22 protein-coding genes are annotated in these 22,973 nt (G+C 70.4%); 7 read left to right on the top strand and 15 right to left on the bottom strand.

Features of this window, described 5'->3' with window-relative positions; translation table 11 throughout:
- Positions 1 to 172 precede the first annotated feature (172 nt).
- The 6 genes from AB0N02_RS24090 to AB0N02_RS24065 all read right to left on the bottom strand — a co-directional run bounded on the left by AB0N02_RS24090 (position 173) and on the right by AB0N02_RS24065 (position 6,942).
- Positions 173 to 814: a bifunctional DNA primase/polymerase gene (locus tag AB0N02_RS24090; protein WP_363950448.1), complete on the bottom strand. Its 642-nt coding sequence runs from the start codon at positions 812 to 814 to the stop codon at positions 173 to 175.
- Between the two features lie 323 nt (positions 815 to 1,137).
- The gene (gene hemB / locus AB0N02_RS24085) at positions 1,138 to 2,124 is read right to left on the bottom strand and encodes a porphobilinogen synthase (RefSeq protein WP_363950445.1); all 987 of its coding nucleotides are present in this window, start codon (positions 2,122 to 2,124) and stop codon (positions 1,138 to 1,140) included.
- A gap of 145 nt (positions 2,125 to 2,269) precedes the next feature.
- Positions 2,270 to 3,850 (bottom strand): bifunctional uroporphyrinogen-III C-methyltransferase/uroporphyrinogen-III synthase, encoded by a 1,581-nt coding sequence (locus tag AB0N02_RS24080; protein ID WP_363950442.1) that lies wholly within the window; start codon positions 3,848 to 3,850, stop codon positions 2,270 to 2,272.
- Positions 3,847 to 4,740 carry a hydroxymethylbilane synthase gene (gene hemC, locus AB0N02_RS24075; RefSeq protein ID WP_363950770.1) on the bottom strand — a complete coding sequence of 298 codons (894 nt, stop codon included), beginning with the start codon at positions 4,738 to 4,740 and terminating at the stop codon, positions 3,847 to 3,849. The genes AB0N02_RS24080 and hemC overlap by 4 nt, the downstream gene beginning before the upstream one ends.
- Positions 4,741 to 4,763: 23 nt before the next feature.
- Positions 4,764 to 6,086: a glutamyl-tRNA reductase gene (locus tag AB0N02_RS24070; protein WP_363950439.1), complete on the bottom strand. Its 1,323-nt coding sequence runs from the start codon at positions 6,084 to 6,086 to the stop codon at positions 4,764 to 4,766.
- 148 nt (positions 6,087 to 6,234) lie between these two features.
- The gene (locus tag AB0N02_RS24065) at positions 6,235 to 6,942 is read right to left on the bottom strand and encodes a redox-sensing transcriptional repressor Rex (RefSeq protein WP_363950437.1); all 708 of its coding nucleotides are present in this window, start codon (positions 6,940 to 6,942) and stop codon (positions 6,235 to 6,237) included.
- Between the two features lie 395 nt (positions 6,943 to 7,337).
- On the opposite strand from AB0N02_RS24065, the gene AB0N02_RS24060 reads away from it, so the two are divergent.
- The gene (locus AB0N02_RS24060) at positions 7,338 to 7,586 is read left to right on the top strand and encodes a glutaredoxin family protein (protein ID WP_363950434.1); all 249 of its coding nucleotides are present in this window, start codon (positions 7,338 to 7,340) and stop codon (positions 7,584 to 7,586) included.
- On the opposite strand, the gene AB0N02_RS24055 is transcribed toward AB0N02_RS24060, so the two are convergent.
- Complete coding sequence (locus AB0N02_RS24055; protein ID WP_363950432.1) at positions 7,576 to 9,453, bottom strand: hypothetical protein; 1,878 nt, start codon at positions 9,451 to 9,453, stop codon at positions 7,576 to 7,578. The genes AB0N02_RS24060 and AB0N02_RS24055 overlap by 11 nt on opposite strands.
- 205 nt (positions 9,454 to 9,658) lie before the next feature.
- Between AB0N02_RS24055 and AB0N02_RS24050 the strand changes: the two genes are divergently transcribed.
- The 3 genes from AB0N02_RS24050 (at position 9,659) to AB0N02_RS24040 (ending at position 12,012) form a co-directional block, all read left to right on the top strand.
- Positions 9,659 to 10,303 (top strand): sigma-70 family RNA polymerase sigma factor, encoded by a 645-nt coding sequence (locus AB0N02_RS24050; protein ID WP_363950429.1) that lies wholly within the window; start codon positions 9,659 to 9,661, stop codon positions 10,301 to 10,303.
- A 97-nt stretch (positions 10,304 to 10,400) separates the two neighbouring features.
- Entirely contained in the window at positions 10,401 to 11,096 is a 696-nt protein-coding gene (locus AB0N02_RS24045; RefSeq protein ID WP_363950426.1) for a DUF5667 domain-containing protein, read from the top strand.
- A gap of 49 nt (positions 11,097 to 11,145) precedes the next feature.
- Complete coding sequence (locus tag AB0N02_RS24040) at positions 11,146 to 12,012, top strand: HAD-IB family hydrolase (protein WP_363950424.1); 867 nt, start codon at positions 11,146 to 11,148, stop codon at positions 12,010 to 12,012.
- Positions 12,013 to 12,095: 83 nt separating this feature from the next.
- Here the strand turns inward: AB0N02_RS24040 and AB0N02_RS24035 are convergent, their stop codons facing one another.
- From AB0N02_RS24035 to proC, 8 genes are all read right to left on the bottom strand, one after another.
- Entirely contained in the window at positions 12,096 to 13,133 is a 1,038-nt protein-coding gene (locus tag AB0N02_RS24035) for a lysophospholipid acyltransferase family protein (protein ID WP_363950422.1), read from the bottom strand.
- 89 nt (positions 13,134 to 13,222) lie between these two features.
- Positions 13,223 to 14,251 carry an NAD-dependent epimerase/dehydratase family protein gene (locus AB0N02_RS24030; RefSeq protein WP_363950419.1) on the bottom strand — a complete coding sequence of 343 codons (1,029 nt, stop codon included), beginning with the start codon at positions 14,249 to 14,251 and terminating at the stop codon, positions 13,223 to 13,225.
- A 24-nt stretch (positions 14,252 to 14,275) separates the two neighbouring features.
- The gene (locus tag AB0N02_RS24025) at positions 14,276 to 14,374 is read right to left on the bottom strand and encodes an AURKAIP1/COX24 domain-containing protein (RefSeq protein WP_018654693.1); all 99 of its coding nucleotides are present in this window, start codon (positions 14,372 to 14,374) and stop codon (positions 14,276 to 14,278) included.
- 290 nt (positions 14,375 to 14,664) lie between these two features.
- Positions 14,665 to 14,868: a helix-turn-helix domain-containing protein gene (locus AB0N02_RS24020; protein WP_012887307.1), complete on the bottom strand. Its 204-nt coding sequence runs from the start codon at positions 14,866 to 14,868 to the stop codon at positions 14,665 to 14,667.
- A gap of 322 nt (positions 14,869 to 15,190) precedes the next feature.
- Positions 15,191 to 15,970: a phosphatase gene (locus AB0N02_RS24015; protein WP_363950767.1), complete on the bottom strand. Its 780-nt coding sequence runs from the start codon at positions 15,968 to 15,970 to the stop codon at positions 15,191 to 15,193.
- Between the two features lie 168 nt (positions 15,971 to 16,138).
- Complete coding sequence (locus tag AB0N02_RS24010; RefSeq protein WP_363950415.1) at positions 16,139 to 17,302, bottom strand: acetoin utilization protein AcuC; 1,164 nt, start codon at positions 17,300 to 17,302, stop codon at positions 16,139 to 16,141.
- Positions 17,303 to 17,452: 150 nt separating this feature from the next.
- Positions 17,453 to 18,712 (bottom strand): MFS transporter, encoded by a 1,260-nt coding sequence (locus AB0N02_RS24005; RefSeq protein WP_363950412.1) that lies wholly within the window; start codon positions 18,710 to 18,712, stop codon positions 17,453 to 17,455.
- 76 nt (positions 18,713 to 18,788) lie between these two features.
- A complete protein-coding gene (proC, locus tag AB0N02_RS24000) occupies positions 18,789 to 19,583 on the bottom strand; it encodes a pyrroline-5-carboxylate reductase (protein WP_363950409.1) in 795 nt (264 codons plus the stop codon).
- Between the two features lie 174 nt (positions 19,584 to 19,757).
- Here proC and AB0N02_RS23995 point away from each other — a divergent pair, with 174 nt between their 5' ends.
- The 3 genes from AB0N02_RS23995 to grpE all read left to right on the top strand — a co-directional run bounded on the left by AB0N02_RS23995 (position 19,758) and on the right by grpE (position 22,962).
- Positions 19,758 to 20,225 (top strand): hypothetical protein, encoded by a 468-nt coding sequence (locus AB0N02_RS23995; protein WP_363950406.1) that lies wholly within the window; start codon positions 19,758 to 19,760, stop codon positions 20,223 to 20,225.
- A gap of 249 nt (positions 20,226 to 20,474) precedes the next feature.
- Positions 20,475 to 22,343: a molecular chaperone DnaK gene (gene dnaK / locus AB0N02_RS23990; protein ID WP_363950403.1), complete on the top strand. Its 1,869-nt coding sequence runs from the start codon at positions 20,475 to 20,477 to the stop codon at positions 22,341 to 22,343.
- Positions 22,344 to 22,371: 28 nt separating this feature from the next.
- Entirely contained in the window at positions 22,372 to 22,962 is a 591-nt protein-coding gene (grpE, locus tag AB0N02_RS23985; protein WP_363950401.1) for a nucleotide exchange factor GrpE, read from the top strand.
- The last annotated feature ends 11 nt before the right edge of the window (positions 22,963 to 22,973 follow it).

Genomic DNA, 22,973 nt, shown 5'->3' with positions numbered 1-22,973 from the left:
CGGTGGCCGGGACCGCTTCCGGCTCGGCCGGGACCGCTTCCGGCTCGGGCGGGGCGGCGTCCGGGGTGAGGAGTACGGAGCGAAGGAGTGAAGCGGACGGGCGGCGGGGGAGGACGCCGTCTCGAAGGCGCCCAGGCTCGCGACGCCGCCAGGCGTCGCCGGAATCGCGGAACTACTCGCAGACGTCGGCCAGACGCTCCAGGACGAGCAGGGGGTCCGGCAGCGGGCGGCCGTCCGGGGGGCGCAGCCACGAGGCGGCCTGGCCGGTCGGCAGGATCGACGGCGGGGCGAGAACGTAGCTGTCGCGGCAGTGCCAGCGCAGGCCCGGCATCTCCTCGATGGTCGAGGGTCCGTAGTCCAGGGGGCAGGACCACCATTCGTCCTCGTCGTCCGAGACGTTGCGGGTGGCCACAAAGAACAGGACCCGGTCGCCGTTCACGGCGACCGGGCCCGAGGCTGATCCGGTGGATTCCATATTCGCGAAGGCGGCCAGACCGGCGGCGTGCGGTACGTCGAAGACATCGAAGACGCGGCCGGTGGGCAGGACCACGTTCGCCTCCGGGTCGCGGTGCCACCAGTGACCGAGCAGCGTGGGGTCGGTGGTGGCCTGCATCTGCCAGGCACGCGAGAGCGGATGGGCGCCGGGGTCGGGACAGCCGATGCGGTCACACGAACAGGAGCGGGAACCGCTGGGCAGCGGACGCGCGCCGGGACAGCTGGCCCACCCCAGGGCGGCGTACTCCAGCACAGAGTTGATCATCTGTTTCGGATGAGCACGTCGTTTGCCCCGACGAGTCAGCGGTACCCCCACCATTGTGTCCTCCGTCGTCCGCGTGTCCCGCGTGCCTTCGGATGCGACGACATGTCCACACTTGGTTGGTCAGCAAAAGAAGTCAGACAGCCAGGGTCTACACCACCTGGGACACATCCGCACCGGTCTTCGCACTCTAACGCACAGACCTCGTCAGTAAGCGGCAAACCCCCAGTTCTCAGCGTGTGCCTCTCGTCTCACTCGGATTCCCACGCCGATCACCTGGCGTTCTCCCGGCCCCGGCGCCACCGGCCCGCGCGTTCCGGCCGTCCGTAACCCGCTTCCTCCGAACGTCTTTGCGCTGTGAACGCGCTGTGAAAGACGGATCAGCGGAGCTTCCTGGCCACCTCGGTCGCCCAGTAGGTGAGGATCATGTCCGCGCCCGCCCTGCGGATCGCGACCAGGGACTCCATGATCGACCGGTCCCGGTCGATCCAGCCGTTCGCCGCGGCCGCCTCGATCATGGAGTACTCGCCGCTGACCTGGTAGGCGGCCACCGGGACGTCCACCGTGTCGCGCACCTGGCGCAGGATGTCGAGGTAGGCGAGCGCGGGCTTGACCATCACGGCGTCGGCGCCCTCGTCGAGGTCGAGACGGACCTCCCGCAGCGCCTCGCCGAGCGGGCCCGCCGCGTCCTGCTGGTAGGCGTTGCGGTCGCCGAACTGCGGCGCGCACTCGGCGGCCTCCCGGAAGGGACCGTAGAACGCCGAGGCGTACTTGGCCGAGTAGGCCAGGATCGGGATCTGCCCGAAGCCGTCGGCGTCGAGCGCGGCGCGGATCGCGGCGACCTGGCCGTCCATCATGCCGCTGGGCGCGATGACCTGGGATCCGGCTCTGGCCTGGGCCACCGCGGCGGCCGCGTAGCGTTCCAGGGTGGCGTCGTTGTCCACCTCGCCGCCGGGCGTCAGGATGCCGCAGTGGCCGTGGTCGGTGAACTCGTCCAGGCAGGTGTCGGTCATCACGACCAGCGCGTCGCCCACCTCGGCGACGAGATCGGCGACGGCGCGCTGGACGATGCCGTCGGGGTCGTCGGCCGCGGAGCCGCGGGCGTCCTTCACCGCGGGCACGCCGAACAGAATCAGCCCGCCGACCCCCGCCTCGGCGGCCTCGTGGGCGGCCTTGCGCAGTGAGTCACGGGTGTGCTGGAACACCCCGGGCATCGAGACGATCGGGTTGGGCTCGTCGATGCCCTCCTTGACGAACACCGGCAGCACCAGCTCCGCGGGGTGCAGCCTGGTGCCCGCGACCATCCTGCGCATCGTCGCCGTACGGCGAAGCCTTCGCGGGCGCGCGACAGGGAACTGGGCGGTCATGGTGTCTCCCCCTCCCCCCGGTCACGCGGGCCCCGCCAGGGGTGAAGGAGCCGGGGGACATATGCGGTTAGAACGATCAGATTCATCGCCTCGCGGGTGCCGCCGTCGTGCCTGCGCCACACGGCACCCGCCACTGCTTCCCAGACTACTTGGCCCGGCGCCGGGCCCCTCTCCGGGTCTGGGAGGGCCTGCGCGGAACGTCTCCGGCCGCCACGGCGGCCTGCCGCTGCTTGGCGCCGTACTCGGCCAGCGCGGCGGCCAGGGCCGAGGCCGACGGCTTGTCGGCCATGACGTCCACCCTGAGCCCGAACTCCTCCGCGGTCTTGGCGGTCTGCGGGCCGATCACGGAGATGACCGTGACGTTGTGCGGCTTGCCCGCGATGCCCACGAGGTTGCGCACGGTGCTCGACGAGGTGAACAGCACCGCGTCGAAACCGCCGCCCTTGATGGCCTCCCGGATCGGGGCCGGCGGCGGCGCCGCCCGGACCGTCCGGTAGGCGGTCACGTCGTCGCACTCCCAGCCCAGCTCGGTGAGCCCGGCGACCAGGGTCTCGGTGGCGATGTCGGCGCGCGGCAGCAGCACCCGGTTGATCGGGTCGAGCATCGAGTCGTACGGCGGCCACTCGGCGACCAGTCCCTCGGAGGACTGCTCCCCCGACGGCATCAGGTCGGGCTTGACCCCGAACCGCACCAGCGCCCGCGCGGTTCCCTCACCGACCGCGGCGACCTTGAGCCCGGCGAAGGCCCTGGCGTCGAGACCGTACTCCTCGAACTTCTCGCGCACCGCCTTGACCGCGTTCGCACTGGTGAAGGCCACCCACTCGTAGCGTCCGGTGACCAGGCCCTTGATCGCCCGGTCCATCTGCTGCGGGGTGCGGGGCGGCTCGACGGAGATCGTGGGGACCTCCTCGGGCACCGCGCCGTAGGAGCGCAGCTGCTCGACGAGCCCGGCCGACTGCTCCTTGGTCCTGGGCACCAGCACCCGCCAGCCGAACAGCGGCTTGGTCTCGAACCACGAGAGGCGGTCGCGCATGCCGACGGCCTCGCCGACCACGATCAGCGCGGGCTCGGTCATCCCCGCGTGCTTGAGGTCGGGGGCCATCCGGCCGAGGGTCGTCACCACGGTGTACTGTTCGGTAGTGGTTCCGGAACTGCTGATCGCGACCGGTGTCGAGTCCGGACGGCCCGCGGCGATCAGCGCCTTGCCGATCGCGACGGCCTGGGAGACACCGTTGTAGATCACCAGGGTGCCCGCGCCCGCGGCGTGGGCCGACCAGTCGTCGACCTGGGTGGCGTCCACGACCCGGAACTCGGGCACGGAGACGGCCGCCGGGATGCCCGCGTAGGTGAGGACCGCGGTGGCCGGGGGCACGCCCGGCACGATCTCGAAGTCCACCTCCGCCTTGGCACAGGCCGCGACCTCTTCGGTGATCGAGGAGAAGAACATCGGGTCGCCCGCGCACAGCCGCACGACGCTGCGGCCGCCCTTGGCCGCGGTGACGGCCCGCAGTGAGACGGCCTCCTCACCTGTCGCGTCGACGACCTCGACGTTCTCCCGGCAGTGGCGCAGCAGCCCGCCGTACGCCTCCCGGTCGAGCACGACGACATCGGCCTTCGAGAGCAGGTCGGCGCCACGAAGCGTGAGCAGGCCCTCGTCACCCGGGCCCGCGCCGACAAAGGCGACGAACCCGGCAGGGCGCTCGAAGGTGGTACTTCCGGAGCTCAATGTGCTCGCTCCCCTATCAACGTGCCTGCCCCTTCGGCGATCATCTCGGCCGCGAGGTCGCGACCCAGATCCATCGGCGCCGAAGAGGTCCCGGCGGTGGACTTGCGCACCGCCCGCTTGCCGTCGACGGCGACGACAGCGGCGGCCAGGAAAAGATCACGCCCGCGCTCGGCCGAGTACGCGCCGACCGGAGCCGCGCACCCCGCCTCCAGGGCGTTGAGCACCGCGCGCTCGGCGGTCACCTCGGCACGGGTCTTGGCGTCGTCGAGCACGCTCAGGAACTCGACCAGGTCGGTCCGGTCCGAGCGGCACTCCACGGCCAGCGCGCCCTGTCCCGGCGCGGGCAGGATCTCCTCGACCTCGAAGATCTGGGAGATCTCGGCCTCGCGGCCGAGGCGGCCGAGGCCGGCGGCGGCCAGCACGACGCCCTGCAGCTCGCCTGAGGTGACCTTGCCGATGCGGGTCTCGGCGTTACCGCGGATCGGGACGTACTCCAGGTCGGGGCGGAGCACCCGGAGCTGGGCGACCCTGCGCGGGGAGCCGGTGCCGATCTTGGCGCCGGCCGGCAGGTCCGCCAGCTTCGCGGGACCGACCAGCGCGTCCCTGGGGTCGTCGCGCGGCGGGATCGCCGCGATGACCACGCGCGGGTCCGGCGTGGTCGGCAGGTCCTTCAGCGAGTGGACCGCGAAGTCGATCTCGCCGTCGATCAGCTTGTCGCGCAGCGCGCTGACGAAGACACCGGTCCCGCCGAGCTGCGTGAGACCGGCCCTGGTCACGTCACCGAAGGTGGTGACGCCGACGAGCTCGACGGCACGGCCGGTCAGCTCGGTGAGGCGGGCGCCGACCAGACCCGACTGGGTCGTCGCCATGATGCTGCGCCTCGTGCCCATCCTGAGCGGAGGGGTCACGTCGTTCACCTGCCCGCCTCCTTCTTGCTCGTCTCCACGTCGGCCGACTCGATACGTCTTACCGCGTCGGGCACCTTCGGGTCCAAATTGAACAGCTCACGGAGCGCCTCCGCATAATGATCTCCTGCCGGAGACTCGGCGAGCTGTTTGACACGCACGGTGGGTTCGTGGAGCAGTTTGTCGACCACGCGCCGGACCGTCTGGGCGACCTCGTCGCGCAGCCGCCCGTCGAGGTCGGGGACCCGCGCGGCGAGCCGCCCCAGCTCCGCCTCGACCACGCCGGCCGCCTTGCTGCGCAGCGCGACCACGGTCGGCGTCACGCGCGCCGCGCGTTCGGCCGACAGGTAGGCCGCGACCTCGTCGGCGACGATCTCGCGCACGGCGACGACCGCCTCGGCTCGCCCGCCGTCGTCGGTGTCGGCGTCCGCGCTGCCGTCCTGCATGGACTCCAGGTCGACGAGGGTGACGCCGGGCAGCCGCCGTACGGCGAAGTCCACGTCGTGGGGCAGCGCGAGGTCGAGCAGGAACATCTCCTTGGCCGGCACCATGTCGGCGGTGACGACCACGTCGGTCGCGCCGGTGCACGAGATGACCAGGTCGGCCTCGGCCAGCTCGGCCGCCAGCGCGCCGAACTCGGCGGCCCTGCCGCCGACCGTCTGCGCCAGCCGTACCGCGCGCTCGTAGGTGCGGTTGACCACCACGATGTCGGTGACGCCGGCCCGCTGCAGGGTGGCGGCCGACAGGGCGCTCATCGAGCCCGCGCCGACCACCAGGGCGCGCTTGCTCTGGAGGGGACCCAGGGTCCGCTCGGCGAGGGTGAGGCCGACGCCGACGAGGGAGGCGCCCGCCCGATCGATGCCGGTCTCGGTGTGGGAGCGCTTGCCGACCCGCAGCGCCTGCTGGACGAGCTCGTTCAGCGTGGAGCCGACGGTGCCCTGCTCCTGGGCGAGCTTGAGCGCCGAACGGACCTGGCCGAGGATCTGCCCCTCGCCCAGGACCATCGAGTCGAGGCCGGAGCCGACCGAGAACAGGTGCTCGACGGCCCGGTCCTCGTAGTGCACGTAGAGGTGGCCGGCGAGCCGCTCCATGGGGACGCCCGAGTGGGTGCCGAGCAGCTCGGAGATCGCGTTCACCGCCGCGTGGAAGCGGTCGACCACGGCGTAGACCTCGACCCGGTTGCAGGTCGAGACGACCATGGTCTCGGCCACCCGGACGTCCTGCTGGACGTCGTGGAGCAGCTTGACCAGCGCGTCACCGGAGACGGAGACCCGTTCCAGCAGGGCCACCGGGGCGGTCCTGTGGCTCAGGCCGACGACGAGAACGCTCACCGGCCCTCCCCCGCTCCCGGGGAGCCCGCTCTTCGCGGCCCCGCCTTCGGCGAACCCGTTCCCGGCGAACCCGCTCCAGGCGCGCGGAACCGCTCTCCCGCGCCGGCCGCGCCCGTTCGGGACGCGCCGTTTCCTCGGGCTCTGTCGTTCACAAGTCCACCGCCTCGGGCCACTCCTCGGCCATCGCGGGCCCCCCAGTCATCCGATCCGTTTTGCGCTGCTCGTGGAACGCCAGGATCTGCAGTTCAATCGATAGGTCGACTTTACGGATATCGACCCCTTCGGGTACAGCGAGTACCACCGGGGCGAAGTTCAGAATGCTCGTCACACCTGCGGCGACGACCCGGTCGGCCACCTGCTGTGCCGCCGCCGCGGGCGTCGCGAGCACCACGATCGACACTCCCCGCCGCCTGATCACGGCCTCCAGCTCGTCGATGTGCTCCACATTCAATCCCGCGATCCGGTCACCCACCACTTCGGGGTCGGCGTCCAGGAGCGCGGCGACCCGGAAGCCACGGGAGACGAACCCTCCGTAGTTGGCGAGCGCACGACCGAGGTTACCCACCCCGACAATGGCCACGGCCCAGTCCTGGGTCAGCCCCAGCTCACGGGAGATCTGGTAGATGAGGTACTCGACGTCGTACCCTACCCCGCGGGTGCCGTAGGAGCCCAGGTGAGAGAGGTCCTTGCGGAGCTTGGCCGAGTTCACACCGGCGGCGACGGCCAGGTCCTCCGAACTCACGGTCGCCAGCCCCCGCTCGGCCATGCCGTTCAGCGCTCGCAGATAGAGCGGCAACCGGGCGACGGTCGCCTCGGGAATGCCACGTTCACGAGCTTGGGAAAGACGGCGAATCACGTGCCGGAGCTCCAGGGGGACAGGCGGCCGGCGCGGCCCGGACGCGACGGATGACGAGGTGAGGCCACTGTCTTTCAGGTTAGTCCCTTTGTGAACCGGTGCACAAAGTGGGTCTTCACAGTTGGGACCACGACACGGTGCGTGAGGATCTACCCGGTCGTTCTCCCCCTGACCCGCATCCGCCCCGAACCGGCCCTCCGCCCGTTCCCCGTCCTCATCCCCACCGCGTCCCCACCGCGTTCCCCACCGCATCTCCATCGCGTCCCCACCGCGCCTCCCGGCCCGCTCCGGCCCGGTCCTGGTCCCGTCCCGGACCTGCTCCGGACCTGCTCCGGACCTGCTCCGGGCCCGCTGTGGGCCCGCTGTGGGCCCGCGTCTGGGCTACCGTGGCGGGCATGGCACCGCAGGACCATCGCATCACCCTGTACGGCAAGCCCGGCTGTCACCTGTGCGACGACGCACGAGCGGTGATCGAGCGCGTGGCGACGGAACTGGGCGTTCCCTGGGAGGAACGCGACATCACCGCCTCCGAGGAGGACCAGGCCAAATACTGGGAGATGATCCCGGTCACCCTGATCGACGGCGTCCAGCACGACTTCTGGCGCGTCGACGAGAACCGCCTGCGCGCCGCGCTCAGATCCTGAAGGCCGTGGGCAGCGGCACTACCTTCGCGGCGTTGACGTTGAGCTCGATCACGTTGGTGGCGAGCACCATGTTCTGCCGCTCGGCGACGAAACGCTCCACGTGGGGCTGTCGCTGGTGGTCGCCGTAGGCGACCTCGTCGCGGTAGAGCTCGTAGACGATGCGCTGCAGCGGAGCCGACTTCACCGAGTGGCACGCGTAGATCAGCGTGTCCGGCTCGGCGCGGCGGACGGCCTCGACCGTGTCGTCGGCCAGCCTGTCGAACATCTCGCCGGTGCCGTCGAGGAGGGTGAACACGGTCAGCAGGCCGAAGATGCCCGGGGCCGGGCGACCGCCCCCGCCCCCCTGCTCGGCGATCGCCCCGGGGTAGAGGGCCCCGGTCTCGGGAGGAGCGGCGGGCGGCTGGCCGTAGACGGGGAAACCGGGGACTCCGGCGGCCGGCGTGCCGGGGCCGCCCTGGCCCGCGAACCCCGGGTCCGGGGAGTGTCCGTGACGGGGGGCGCCGAAGCCCTGGACGGGGGTCGGGCCCGCGCCGGGGAACCCGGACGGGCCGGGGGCGCCGAACGCCTGCTCGGCCGACATCGGCTGGAGGCTGCCGTTCTGCTGCCCTCCGTAAGGGGAATCGGGCATGGCGAACTCGCCCGTGACGGGGCCGCCCAGCCTGCCGTGCTGGCCGGAGCCCGGCCCCTGGTGCCTGCCGTGCCTGCCGTACTCGTTGGTCGGGACGTCGTACTCGCCGGTCGCCTGACCGCCCGACGTCATGCCGAACTGGCCGGTCGACGGGGGCGGCGGGAAGTGGTCGCCGCCGGAGTGCTGCCCGTGGGGACGGCCGGCGAGCGGCATGCCGTACTCGCCCGCCATGAACATGCCGGTCGCGGGGCCGCCGAACACGTCGTCCTGGGCGGGGCCCCGCTGTACCGTGCGCGCCGCGTAGTCGACCTCCTGCTCCCCCGCGCGGTATTCGGCCACCAGGTCGCCGAGGCCCGAACGGCGGGAGGAGTCGTCGGGCAGGGCCCGGCCGGCGGGCCGTTCCTCGGGGGCGAGGCCACGGCCGGCGACCTGGACGTCGCCGAAGGGGGGCTGCTCGGGGGCCGCCCTGCGCCCCACGGAGCGGGTCTCCTGCCGCTCGGCGCCCCGCGAACCCCTCCGCGCACCGTCCGCCACCTCGTCCGCCACCTCGTCCTCCTCCTCGTCCTCGTACGGCGCCAGCGGGCGGAGCACGACGTACCAGACCGCCGCGGCGGCGACACCGAGAAGAAGGATGGTGAACATCCCGGGAACCGCGAAGCTCACGGCTCCCAGCAGGGCGAGGCCGGTCGGGCCGAGAACCAGCAGCGCGTGCATGTTGTCGGCGTCGTAGTCGTCGCCGCCGCGCCAGCGCAGCACGGCGAACACCAGGCCGCCCAGCAGGACGAGCGCGACGACCACGTGGGTCACCCAGAGCAGATAGGCGGGGAAGACGTCCCAGTGACGGCTGCCGAGCGGGAGACCGGTGGTGAACTCCTGCGCCAGGTTGACCGGGTCGGAGATCATGATCACCGTCCCGACGACGGTGAGGGCGACTCCCACGAGCCAGGAGGCGAACCTGACCGCGGGCTTGTGACCGATGAGCTGGACGACGCCGACGGCCAGCCAGATCGGCGCGAGCAGCGAGCCGGTCAGTTGATAAATGCGGAATGTGGCCGCCCCAAATCCCACGAGGGAACCGGTTCCGATTACTCCGAGTGACACACCCAGCGTCGCCGTCGTGAGGCTCCAGGCGATCAACCATCCCTTGCGCTCATCCCGGAGACGGCTGAGGAGAGCGACGGTGGCGATGATCGCGAGCAACGCACCCGCGAACGCGATGACAGCGACAAGGAGATTCATGGTGCCTCCAATGCTGCCGGACATTACCCCCCAACCGGTAGCCGAGCTGCTAGCGGGGGTGTCCGGACGGCCCAGAAACAATCAGCGCCATACCGTATCGGCTGATTACCCCTAGTCACGACATTACGAAGTGGATTGTGGAATTTCCGCTTCGTTTCCTAGAGTGTTCGAGCACGCCGTACCCCCTCCCTCACAGGGATACCGGATGCCAGACACATGGCCGTTCGCCGGGCCCCTCCCCACGACCTCCGGGGTGACCCAGCCTGTCCGCAGTAACGAGCTCGCCGCGCGCGAGGACGCCTCGGAGGAACTCCGGAGGCTCGTTCTGCGTGCCAAGACCGGGGACACGGACGCGTTTGGCACGCTCTACGACCGCTATCTCGACCTGGTCTACCGCTACATCTACTTCCGCGTCGGCTCGCATCCGCTGGCCGAGGATCTCACTAGCGAGACCTTCCTGCGGGCGCTGCGCCGTATCGCCGACTTCACCTGGCAGGGCCGTGACTTCGGGGCCTGGCTCGTGACCATCGCCAGGAACCTGGTGGCCGACCACTTCAAGTCCGGCAGGTACCGCCTTGAGGTCTCGACCGCCCAGGTGATCGACGTCCCGCTCGACGGCCCGCACATCCCGGAGAACGCCGTCGTCACCGCGATGATCAACGACCGGGTGCTCAGCGCGGTCCGGGCCCTGGGCCCCGAGCAGCAGGAGTGCGTGGTCCTGAGGTTCCTGCACGGTATGTCACTGGCCGAGACAGCACTGGTCATGGGCAAGAAGAGCGGAGCGATCAAGGCTCTGCAGTTCCGCGCGATCCGGGCGCTCGCCCGCGCACTCCCCTCGGACCTCGGCTGACCATGCCGATGGCGCCGAATCGCGTAACCTGGCACGCGGGGCTGTCGTTAGGCAAGTGCACAGACGGATCATGACCTGGGGGCGGCAGGGAGCGTTCATGGGTAAGTGGCTGCCCGGAATCTCACGCAGATCGCAGACGCACATCCAGAACCACGTGTCCAGGCTCGGCGCCCAGATGGGGGGCGAGCCCAGGCCCGAGTTCCGTGCCGAGCTCCGGCGTCGTCTCACGAACACCGTCGAGCAGGAGGAGACTCCTCCCGACCCCGTCACGCCCGCGCGGCACAGGCGTCGTACCGTCCTGTTCCCCCAGCTGCTGAGCCTGGGGCTGACGGCCGCGATGATCGCGGCGGGCCTGGGCACCTACCGGTCGATGCCGGGCGACACCCTCTACCCCCTCAAGCGCGCCGCCGAGAACACGCTGTTCCACCTGAGCACCGACGACGCCGAGCGGGCCGACCGTTCCTTCGGCTACGCCGAGACCCGCGCCCACGAGGTCGAGGAGCTCCTGGGGGCGACCAAGCGGGAGAGCGGGCTGATCGACGAGACCCTCAAGGACATGGAGGACACCACCCGCTCCGCGGTCACCTCCCTCACCCGGGTACAGCGCCGCGGCGACGCCAGGAGCACCGGGAAGCTCAAGCGCTTCGTCCAGAAACAGCGGACCCAGATCCAGATCATGATCCCCCGGATGGACGAGGAGGACCGGCGCACGGCCAACAGCTACCTCGACTACATCGACGGGCTGACCCCGCCGGAGTCGTCCCCCGACTCACCCGACGCCACCGAGGACTGACGCGCCGTATCCCGGTTTCACCCATGTGCGACGGTTAAGCTGAGGTGCTATGAGGCGGCTACTACGACGGCGGGACGAAGCGGAGACAGCCGGAGAGGTGGCGGCCGCGGCGGCGATCGCCATGCCGACGGCGGATCCCGACCCGACCGCGGCCGCCTTCTTCGACGTCGACAACACCATGATGCGCGGCGCCTCCATCTACCACTTCGCCAGGGGCCTGGCCTCCCGTGGCCTGTTCACCACCAAGGACCTCGTCAGGTTCGCTCTGGGCCAGGCCATCTTCCGGGTGCGCGGCGACGAGAACCCCGCGCACATCGCCAAGGCCAGGGAGACCGCGCTGGCCTTCGTCGCGGGCAGCAAGGTCGAGGAGATCGTCAGGCTCGGCGAGGAGATCTACGACGAGGTCATGGCCGACCGCATCTGGGCCGGCACCCGCGCCCTCGCCCAGAGCCATCTCGACGCGGGCAGGCGCGTGTGGCTGGTCACCGCGACACCGGTCGAGCTCGCCCGGGTGATCGCCCAGCGTCTCGGCCTGACCGGCGCCCTCGGCACCGTGGCCGAGACCAGGGACGGCATCTACACCGGGCACCTGGTGGGCGACCTGCTCCACGGGCCGGCCAAGGCGGAGGCCGTACGCGCCCTGGCCCGCAGGGAGGGCCTCGACCTGAGCCGCTGCTCGGCCTACAGCGACTCGGCCAACGACCTGCCGCTGCTGTCGCTCGTCGGCCACGCGACCGCGATCAACCCGGACGCCGAGCTGCGCGAGTACGCCAGGGAGAGCGGATGGGAGATCAGGGACTTCCGCACCGGCAGGAAGGCCACCATGATCGGGCTGCCCATCGCCGCGGCGGCGGGTGCGGTCGCGGGCGGCGTGGCCGTGGCCGTGGCCCTGCGCCGCGGCCACCGCTCCCGGTGACCGCTCCAGCGGCCGGCCCGCGGCCCTGAGCGGGAGCCCGGCCGCGCGCCGGGGACGGGCCTCGGAAAAGCCGGGGACGGGCCTCAGAAGAACGGCGGGAAGGCGTGACCGCGCTGGAGCCTGAGCTCGTTCAGCTGCTGCTGGACCACCTCTCGGACATGGTCGGTGAGGTTGAAGACCAGCATGGGGTCGTCGGCGTCCGAGGGGGCGAACTCGTCGGTGCGGATGGGCTCTCCGAAGCCGATCACCCACTTGGACGGCAGCGGCACCAGCCCGAGCGGGCCGAGCCAGGGGAACAGCGGCGTGAGCGGGAAGTAGGGCAGGCCCAGCGCCCTGGCCAGGAGCCGCAGATCGCCGATCTTGGGGTAGATCTCCTCCGCCCCCACGATGGAGCAGGGGACGATCGGCACCCCGGCGCGGATGGCCGAGGCGACGAAGCCCCCGCGGCCGAACCGCTGCAGCCGGTAGCGCTCGGAGAACGGCTTGCCGACGCCCTTGAAGCCCTCGGGGAAGACGCCCACGAGCTCGCCTTTGCGCAGCAGGCGGTCGGCGTCCTCACGGCAGGCCAGGGTGTGGCCGGTCTTGCGGGACAGGTGGCCGAGCACCGGAAGCTGATAGACCAGGTCGGCCCCGAGCAGCCGGATCGCGCGGCGCCGCGGATGCTCGTCGTGCAGGGCCACCTGGAGCATGAGCGCGTCGAGCGGGACCGTGCCCGAGTGGTTGGCCACCACCAGGGCCCCGGAGTCGCCGGGCACGTTGTCCATGCCGACGGTCGTGACGCGGAACCAGTGCCGGTACAGCGGGCGGATCAGCTCCAGCAGCACCTTGTCGGTGAGCTCGGGGTCGAAGCCGAACTCGTCGACGTCGTAGTCGCCCGTGACGCGGCGTCGCAGGAAGGCCAGCAACTCCGCGAGATCACGGTCGCGGTCGCGCTCTCCGCCGGTGCTTTTGGAGCCCGTGCCCTCGGAGCCGGTGCCCTCGGAGCCCGGAGTGTCACCGGGGGGACCGGAGGACCCGTCCGGAGGTTCGTGCCGGGGCTCGTGCGGGGGCTCGCCGGCGGAGCGGGCGCGGGTTATGGGAATCACCCGCGCGTCTCGCGAACCACCGGGTTCTCCTGCCATCCCGCTCACCTCTTCATCACCCGCTCACCGCCCGTTCCTTGCTCGATCCCGTCCGGCCCCACCCGGCCCCTACCCGGTCGCCACCCCGGTCATCGCCGGTGGACCGCCTCGGCGAGCAGATCCACCATCACCGCGGGAAGGCCGCCCGACAGGTCGCGGGCGCGGATGAAGTCCTCGAAGGCGGCGGCGGTGGAGAACCTGGGCCGCCAGCCGAGGGCCGAGACCAGCCGGCCGGTGTCGACCACGCGGCCGTAGCGCATCAGGCGGAGCTGCTCGGAGGAGAAGTCGGCCAGCCCGGCGCCACGGGCGAGCTCGCCGATGAAGCGGAACGCGGAGGAGGGGATCGGCAGCGAGGACAGGCCCGCCCTGCGGGCGCACTGCGACAGCAGCAGCACGCCGTCCCCGGCCACGTTGAACGTGCCGGGGTGGTCCTCCGTCGCCATCCGCCTGAGCACCTCGACGGCGTCGTCCTCGTGGATGAACTGCAGCCGGGGGTCGTAGCCGAGCGCGGTCGGCAGTATGGGCTGGGTGAGGTAACGGGTCAGCGGCGAGTTGACGTCCGGCCCCATGAAGTTGGCGAACCTCAGCATCGAGACGACCACGTCCGGGCGCCGTCTGCCGAAGCCCCGGACGTATCCCTCGACCTCGCAGGCGTCCTTGGCGTAGCCGTGCGCGGGCGGCTGGGCGGGCTCGGCGTCCTCGGTGAAGACGGCCGGGTCGTGCGGGGACGAGCCGTAGACCGCGGTGGTCGAGCGGATGACGACACGGCGGACCGTCGCGGACCGCTGACAGGCACCGAGCAGCTGCATGGTGCCGATGACGTTGTGCTCTTTCATGAGAGACCTGCCACCGCTCCTCGGGGGAGCGCTGACCAGGCTCATGTGGACCACGATGTCGATGTCGGCGGCCGCGATCACCTGGGCGATGTCGGGACCGCGTAGATCGACGCGGACGAACTCCGTCCGGCCGAGAGGTACGCCGCCATCACCTGAGAGCGAAGGCGGCGGCACCGTGTCTACTCCGATGACCCGGTCGATGCCCGGGTCAGCCGCGAGAACGCTCGCCACTCGGGCGCCGATGTGGCGTGAGACCCCGGTGACGAGCACGGTGTGGGTCATCGGCGCCTCGCAGACTCCGCGTCGCTACTTCTTGTTACGCCGCTGGATGCGGGTCTTCTTCAGAAGCTTGCGGTGCTTCTTCTTCGCCATACGCTTACGGCGCTTCTTGATCACAGAGCCCACGGGACCCCCAGGTAGCTGGTAGCCGAGAATGTCAGACCGGTGCGCGATAACACACCGGCTCAACAGACTACCGGCGATCCATGGTAGATCGCCCCTGGGGGGATCCCGTGTGGAACTCACGACGTGACGATCACGTCGCTACCTGGCCGCCGTCTCGTCGAAGGCCGGGCCGTCACCACCGGTCTCAACCGGGGGATCCGGGCCCGTCGGTCGCTCACCGTCCTTTGCTCGCCAGGTGGCCGCATCACTCGTGAGCGGCCACCTCACTCGCTCGTCGGGCTCGCGCCGCTTCAACCCGCCTCGATGTAGGCATCCCTGAGATAGTCGTGTACCGCCTGCTCAGGCACTCTGAAGGATCGACCGACCCGGATGGCCGGTAGCTCGCCCGAATGCACGAGTCGGTACACCGTCATCTTGGACACCCTCATGACCGTGGCCACTTCTGCCACCGTCAGGAACTTCACCTCGCTGAGAGGTCTTTCGCCTGCACCCATCGGACGCCTCTTCCGCACGTGTTTCCGGGTTATCCCCACTGGTGCCATTGCTCACGCACGTGTACTGCCGTCAGCGTAAGTCGGGACTCCGAGTGTGCAAACCCCCTACTGTCTCAGTCTTCGTAGCCCCATGTCAGCGAAACGGAGGAAATCGCTGGCCAGCAGCCGGACCGTGCCGCTTATCTTGATCTTGGAACGGACCAACTGTCTCTTATTAGAGTCGCCCACAACGCCCAAAAAGTTGGCAAACGGCGGGCGAGGCCCGTGGAATGCAGGCACGAAAAGCCCGTATAGGGACGACCCGATTTACGCAACGTCCGCCTCAGAGGGCCCGCACGACCCTCTCGACCAGATGGTCCGTCAGCGGAGCGTAATACCTTGGTAGCACATTGTCGTCAAGGGGGACGGTCACCGCGATCTTGCCCTCCGCCTCCCCCACGAAGAGCGCCGGATCGTTGCTGTCGGCGAATCCGACCGTGAGGATCCCCGCCTCCCCCGCGGCCCCGGCCCAGCCGTGGTCGGCGATCACCAGGTCGGGGCGGTCGTCACCGAGCTCGGCGAGCATGGCCCTCATCGGGTCCGGGTCGTGGGTGTGCACGAAGGCTCCCCGGTCGTCCAGCATGGCGACGTCGTCCAGATAGCGGATCTTGCGCTTGCGGCCGAAGCCCTCGATCCAGTAGGCCCAGCCCTCGGCCGGGCTCATCAGCGTCGCGCCGCACTCCCTGAGCAGCCTGACCAGTGCCAGATGGATGGTGAGCAGGCCGGTGGGGTGCCCGGTGGCGACGAGGATCCGGGGCGCGCCGGCGCGGAGCACCCCGGCCACCGTGTCCCCCATCGCCTCGATCGCGTCGATCGTGCGGTCGGGGTCGATGGTGTCCTGGCCCTGCCGGTGCCCGGGGTCGGCCACGACCCCGGCGGACTTGGCCATCAGCTCCAGCACGTCCCGGTAGGCCCAGCGGCCCTCCAGCGTCAGCCCGAACATGAGGTACGGGTCCCGGTCGGCCAGCGACCGGTAGTGGTCGAGGTTGTTCTCCCTGCTGGTGGCCACGTCACCGGCGATCCTGGTGCGGACCAGGTGCTCGCGGAGGTCACCGCGCGCCATCGGCGGCGCCGTACGGCGCGGCTCCCGCTCCGGTGCCGATGACAGCTGGATTCCCTCGTCACTCATCCGCTCGTTCCCTCCGTCGCGACGCCCCCCGCGCTGGGCGCTCCCGTAGGTCGCGACGTCGCGCGTCACGGTCGGGCTCGGTGATCGGCGGCTTCTCCTCGGTCACGGGAGGGGGTCGAGCCCGTGGAAGGGGAAGATGGCTTTCCTTGTCGCCATGATGGCCCGGTCTATCGGGTCCGCTGGATCATAACCAGCGGAGAAATCGCGAAATTCCGGGCTCATCCCATCGGTCAGCGTCAGTGGCGCCGTCTCCCCCGTCCGCTCCTCGACGAACCGCCGCCACTCCTTCGGGGTGGCGGCGGCCGGGTCGAGGGGATGTCCGGAGACCTCGGCGATCAGGTGGGTCCAGGCCCTCGGCACCACGCGCACCAGCTCGTATCCCCCGCCGCCGGTCACGATCCACCGGCCGCCCGCGGTCTCGTGGGCCAGCTCGTGCAGCGCCGCGTAGGCGGTGCGCTGGCCGTCCAGGCTGAGCATCAAGTGGGTCAGCGGGTCCAGCGCGTGGCTGTCGCAGCCGTGCTGGGTGAGCAGGATCTCGGGGGCGAAGTCCCGCAGGAGCGGCGGCACGACCGCGTGGAAGGCCCTCAGCCAGCCGCTGTCGCCGCATCCGGCGGGCAGCGCCACGTTGACCGCCGTCCCCTCGGCCCCGTGCTCCTCGGGACGGCCGGTGCCGGGGAAGAGCGTCCTGGGGCTCTCGTGCAGGCTGACGGTCAGGACCCTGGGGTCGTCGTAGAACATCGCCTGGACGCCGTCCCCGTGATGGGCGTCCACGTCCACGTAGGCGACCCTGGTGGCCCCCTGCGCCAGCAGCCAGGCGATCGCCACCCCGGGGTCGTTGTAGACGCAGAACCCGCTCGCGGCCGCGGCCATCGCGTGGTGCAGGCCACCGGCGACGTTGACCGCGTGCTCGGCCTCGCCGTTCCAGACCGCGCGGGCCGCGGCGAGAGTGGCGCCGGTGATCAGCGCGGAGGCCTCGTGCACCCCGGCGAAGGCCGGGTTGTCCTCGGTGCCGAGCCCGTGGGCCAGATCGGGCCGCCCGGTGGCGGAGACCCGTTTGACGGCCTCGATGTAGTCGCGCTCGTGGACCAGCGCCAGCTCGTCGTCGGTCGCGGGGGCGCAGCCGATCCGCTCGACCCGCTCCAGCACCCCGAGCTGCTCGGCCAGCGCCATGGTCAGCTCGACCCGGACGGGGGCGAGCGGATGCCCGGGACCGAAATCGTATGAGGTGAGGGCGTCGTCCCAGACGACCCGCACGGACCGGCTCATGCGCCCTCCCAGTTCGATCGCGGCGCCGCGCGCCGCGGCGCGGTCGCCGGCGATCCGGCGGTCCCGCGCCGTGAGCCCGGCTCACCCACGCGGTCACGCGACCGGATCTTCCACCCCGGCCGACGTTACCGCACGCGTACGGGCACGGGTTCACACGGCGGTCACCGAGGCGGGCCCCGTCGTCCGGCGCAGCCGCCGTACGGCGGGCACCAGGAGCAGCGAGACGCAGCCGCACACCGCCACGACCGAGGAGACGACCAGCAGCTCCCGCGCGCCGACCACGGCGGCCACCGGGCCCGCGAGCGCCTGGCCGACCGGGACGGCGATCGTCGATCCGGCGACCTCGTAGGCGGTGACGCGGTTGAGCGCCTCCGGCGGCACCTGGGTCTGGATGCTCGTGGCCCACATGACCGACCAGAACGCCCAGCCGATCCCGCCGACCACGTGCGCGGCCATCAGGACGGCCAGCGGCATGCCGGTCGCGATCGTCAGCGGCTCCAGTGCGAAGCCGAACAGGCCGATCGCCCCGGCCATCAGCGGCCGGGCCGGACGCACCCGCATCGCGACCAGGCCGCCCAGGATCGTGCCGGCGCCGGAGGCCGACATCACCAGGCCGTAGGCGCTCACCCCCAGGCTGCCGGAGATCAGCACCGAGCCCAGCGGGATCATCGGGCCGAACAGGGTGATGCCGAAGATGATCCAGATCAGGATCACCGACCACATCCAGGTCCTGGACCGGAACTCGTGCCAGCCGCCGCGCAGGTTGCGCCACATCGACTCCTCGGCGGGAGCCGCGGCGAGCACCGGCAGGCGCAGCAGGAGCAGGCAGGTCGCGCTGATCGCGAACCCGGCGGCGTCGATCGCGAAGACGACCCCGACGTTGGAGAAGCCGATGACGGCGCCCGCGACGCCCGGCCCGGCCAGCAGCATGATCGACTCGGAGACGCGCAAGGTCGCGTTGGCCTTCTGCACGTCCCGCGCCACGCGGGGGACGGTGCTGGAGACGCCGGGCTGGTACATGGCGGCCGCGACGCCGTTGATCGCGGAGATGACCAGCACCTGCCACAGCTGCGGCCGGCCGAGGAGGAACAGCGCGGCCATCAGCCCCTGGGTCGCCACCCTGACCGTGTCGGCGCCGATCATCATGCGCCGCGGCGTGAACCTGTCGGCGAAGACCCCGCCGAACAGGATCAGCACCGCGAAGGGCGCCATCCACGTGGCCAGCGCCAGCCCGACCCCGGTCGGGCCGTACCCCAGCGCGCCGACGCCGATCGCCGTGGCGAAGGGGATCATCGCGGCGCCGAGCATGGAGACCGACCGCGCGGTGAAGAACAGTCCGAAACTCCGTGACCAGACCGCCGCTTCCCGATGTTCCCGCTGCTCACCTGGTCGTACGGCCTGCCCCACCACTGCCCCATTTCCACGAAGTTCCGTGGAAATAATGCCTTATGCAGGAAACTTTATTAAACGGTTAAAGAGGGACGGGTCAGCCGCCCGCGAGCTGACGGCTGCGGTCCCTGGCGGCCTCGATGGCGGCCAGGAAGGCCGCGCGGACGCTGTGGCGCTCCAGTTCGGCGATGGCCGCGATGGTGGTGCCGCCCGGGGAGGTGACCGCCTCGCGGAGGATCACCGGATGCTCGCCGGAGTCGCGGAGCATGATGGCCGCGCCGACGATCGACTGGGTGACCATGTCGAGCGCGGCGTTGCGGGGCATGCCGAGCAGGATGCCCGCGTCGACCATGGCCTCGACGAGATAGAAGAAGTAGGCCGGGCCGCTGCCGGACAGCGCGGTCGCGGCGTCCTGCTGCGACTCGGGGATGCGCAGCACCTTGCCGACCGGCCGCAGCAGGTCCTCGGCCCGTCGCAGGTGCTCCTCCGAGGCGTGGGCGCCCGCCGAGATCACGCTCATCGCCTCGTCGACCAGCACCGGGGTGTTGGACATGACCCGCACCACCGGGATGTCCGCCTCCAGCCGCGACTCGACGAACGAGGTCGTGATGCCGGCCGCCGCCGAGATCACCAGGCGGTCGGCCGGGACGTGCGCGGCGATCTCGGCCAGCAGGGACGCCATGTCCTGCGGCTTGACCGCGAGGATGATCGTCTCGGCGCTCTTGGCCGCCTCCGCGTTGGAGACCACCTGCACGCCGTACCGCTCCCTGAGGGCGGCGGCCCGCTCGGCGCGCCGCGCGGTCGCCAGCACGTCGCCCGGTTCCACCCCGGCCCGGAGCAGCCCCGACAGCAGGGCCTCGCCCATCTTCCCGGTTCCCAGAATCGCGATCATGTCAGCACACCTTGCATGAGAAGAAGCGGATGACCAGCCTAAGGGCCGCCCCGGCGGGCCATCACAGCAGGCGACGGCCACCGTCCCCGAGTCCGCGTGGCGCCGGGTGGGGAACGCGCGACGCCAGAGCACCCTGAACCGGGCGGGGGCGCGATCCGTTAGAGGGGTATGCGTATGATCGTGATCCCCGCCGTGGCGGGAAGCCTGCTACTGGCCACCGGCTGTGGCGTCGAACACAGCGCCACACCTCCCGGCGCCGCGGGAGGCGCCGTCGCCGTCCCCGTATCCGTGAGCCGCACCGTCGCGCCCCGGGTCGAGCCCACCGGAAAGGACGCCCCGAAACCGGTCAAGCCCGAGGGCCACACCGTCAACCCTCGCAAGGTGTCGTGGCTGTCGGCCAAGCCGTCCAAGGACGGCAGGAGCCTGCGGGTCGTCTGGTGGTCCGGGGTCGAGCCCTGCCACGTGCTCGACCACGTGACCGTCAAGCAGACTGCCAGGCGCGTGACCGTCACCCTCTGGGAGGGCGAGAGCGACAAGGTCCAGAACGTGGCCTGCATCGACATCGCCATCAAGAAGTCGACGATCGTCAAGCTCAAGGCCCCGCTCGGCAAGCGCAAGGTCGTCGACGGCGCCCGGCACTGATCCCCCTCCCCGTCCCTTCCCCCTGATCGCTCCCCGGTCTTCCGGCCCGGGGAGCGTTCGCGTGCGTTCCCTCGTTGGAGGAGAGGGCGCCTCCGCGGAGGCGGGACCGCCCCCTGTTTCGGGGGAATTGTCGGGAATGTTTCCGCGCCCTTCAGGGTTGAGCGGCATAGACTCAAGTCGTTTGACAAACGCAATACGAAGCTCCACTATGAGTCTGACCCACTCAACTTTGACTACAAGGACGTACTCATGGCACGTGCGGTAGGTATCGACCTGGGGACGACCAACTCCGTCGTCTCGATCCTCGAGGGCGGTGAGCCCACGGTCATCGCCAACGCTCAGGGCTCGCGGACCACGCCGTCCGTGGTCGCCTTCGCAAAGAACGGCGAGGTCCTCGTCGGCGAGGTCGCCAAGCGGCAGGCCGTCACCAACGTCGACCGGACGATCCGCTCGGTCAAGCGGGAGATGGGCACCAACTGGGCCGTCGAGATCGACGGCAAGAAGTTCTCCCCGCAGCAGATCAGCGCCTTCGTCCTGCAGAAGCTCAAGCAGGACGCCGAGGCCTACCTGGGCGAGAAGATCACCGACGCGGTGATCACCGTTCCGGCCTACTTCAACGACGCCCAGCGTCAGGCGACCCAGGAGGCCGGCACCATCGCCGGTCTCAACGTGCTGCGCATCATCAACGAGCCGACCGCGGCCGCGCTCGCCTACGGTCTCGACAAGGAGAAGGACGAGACCATCCTCGTCTTCGACCTCGGCGGCGGCACCTTCGACGTGTCCCTGCTCGACGTCGGCCAGGAGGACGGCCACGGCTTCGTCGAGGTCAAGGCCACCAGCGGCGACAACCACCTCGGTGGTGACGACTGGGACCAGCGCGTCGTCGACGAGCTGGCCAACCGGTTCAAGAACGCCCACGGCGTGGACCTGACCAAGGACAAGATGGCCCTGCAGCGTCTGCGCGAGGCCGCCGAGAAGGCCAAGATCGAGCTGTCCAGCCAGTCTGAGACCTCGATCAACCTCCCCTACATCACCGCCTCGGCCGAGGGCCCCCTCCACCTGGAGGAGAAGCTGACCCGCGCCGAGTTCCAGCGGCTGACGGCCGACCTGCTCGAGCGGTGCAAGGGCCCGTTCAACCAGGTCGTCAAGGACGCCGGCATCAAGGTCTCCGACATCGCCCACGTGGTGCTCGTCGGCGGCTCGACCCGCATGCCCGCGGTCGCCGAGCTGGTCAAGGAACTGACCGGCGGCAAGGAGCCCAACAAGGGCGTCAACCCGGACGAGGTCGTGGCCATCGGCGCCGCCCTGCAGGCCGGCGTGCTCAAGGGCGAGGTCAAGGACGTCCTGCTGCTCGACGTGACCCCGCTGTCGCTGGGCATCGAGACCAAGGGCGGCATCTTCACCAAGATCATCGAGCGCAACACCACGATCCCGACCAAGCGCTCGGAGGTCTTCACCACGGCCGAGGACAACCAGCCGTCGGTGCAGATCCAGGTCTACCAGGGTGAGCGTGAGATCGCGGCCTACAACAAGAAGCTGGCCACCTTCGAGCTGACCGGCATCGCCCCGGCGCCGCGCGGCATCCCGCAGATCGAGGTCACCTTCGACATCGACGCCAACGGCATCGTCAACGTCTCCGCCAAGGACCTCGGTACCGGCAAGGAGCAGACGATGACGATCACCGGCGGCTCCGCGCTGCCGAAGGACGACATCGAGCGCATGATGCGCGAGGCCGAGTCCTACGCCGAGGAGGACAAGAAGCGCCGCGAGGACGCCGAGACGCGCAACAACGCCGACTCGCTCGTCTACCAGACCGAGAAGTTCCTCGGCGAGAACGCCGAGAAGGTCCCGGACGACATCAAGACCGAGGTCAACGACGCGCTCGCCGCGCTGAAGAAGACGCTCGAGGGCACCGACTCGGCCGAGATCCGCTCCGCGGCGGAGAATCTCGCCACGGTCAGCCAGAAGATGGGCTCGGCCATCTACGCCCAGTCGCAGGCCGAGGGCCAGAGCGCCGCCTCCGGCGCCCAGGGCGCCGACGGCCAGAAGGCCGACGACGACGTGGTCGAGGCCGAGATCGTGGACGATGAGCCGAAGCGCGAGAACGGCGCCAAGTGACGGCGGGTAAGCCGAGGGGAGCGCGAGGGTGAACACGCGTGAGAACGGTTCCGAGCAGGAGCCGGTGATCCGCGACAACCGCAAGATCGACCCGGAGACGGGGCAGGCACGTGAGGGGGGCAAGGAGAAGGAGCAGGCCGAGCAGGCGGCTCCCGCCTCCGACCTCGCCTCGGCCGAGCTGGCCACCCAGCTCGCCGAACGTACCTCTGACCTGCAGCGTCTCCAGGCCGAGTACTCCAACTACCGCAAGCGGGTCGAGCGAGACAGGACCCTGGTCAAGGAGCAGGCCGTCGCCGGTGTGCTGACCGAGCTCCTGCCGGTCCTCGACGACATCGGCAGGGCCCGCGACCACGGCGAGCTCACCGGCGGTTTCGCCAAGGTGAGCGAGTCGCTGGAGACGGCGACGGGGAAACTGGGACTGAGCGCCTTCGGCACCAAGGGCGAGCCTTTCGACCCGACGGTGCACGAGGCACTGCTGCACAGTTACTCTCCCGACGTCACGGAGCCGACCTGTGTGGAGATCCTGCAGCCCGGCTACCGGATCGGCGAGCGTGTGCTCCGTCCCGCGAGGGTCGCGGTCGCCGAGCCCGAGGCGGAATCCGCCGCGGGTGACAACTGAATCCCCCATAT

Source organism: Streptosporangium sp. NPDC051022 (assembly GCF_040683035.1).
Lineage (GTDB): Bacteria > Actinomycetota > Actinomycetes > Streptosporangiales > Streptosporangiaceae > Streptosporangium.
This window is presented reverse-complemented; position numbering and strand designations above follow the sequence as displayed.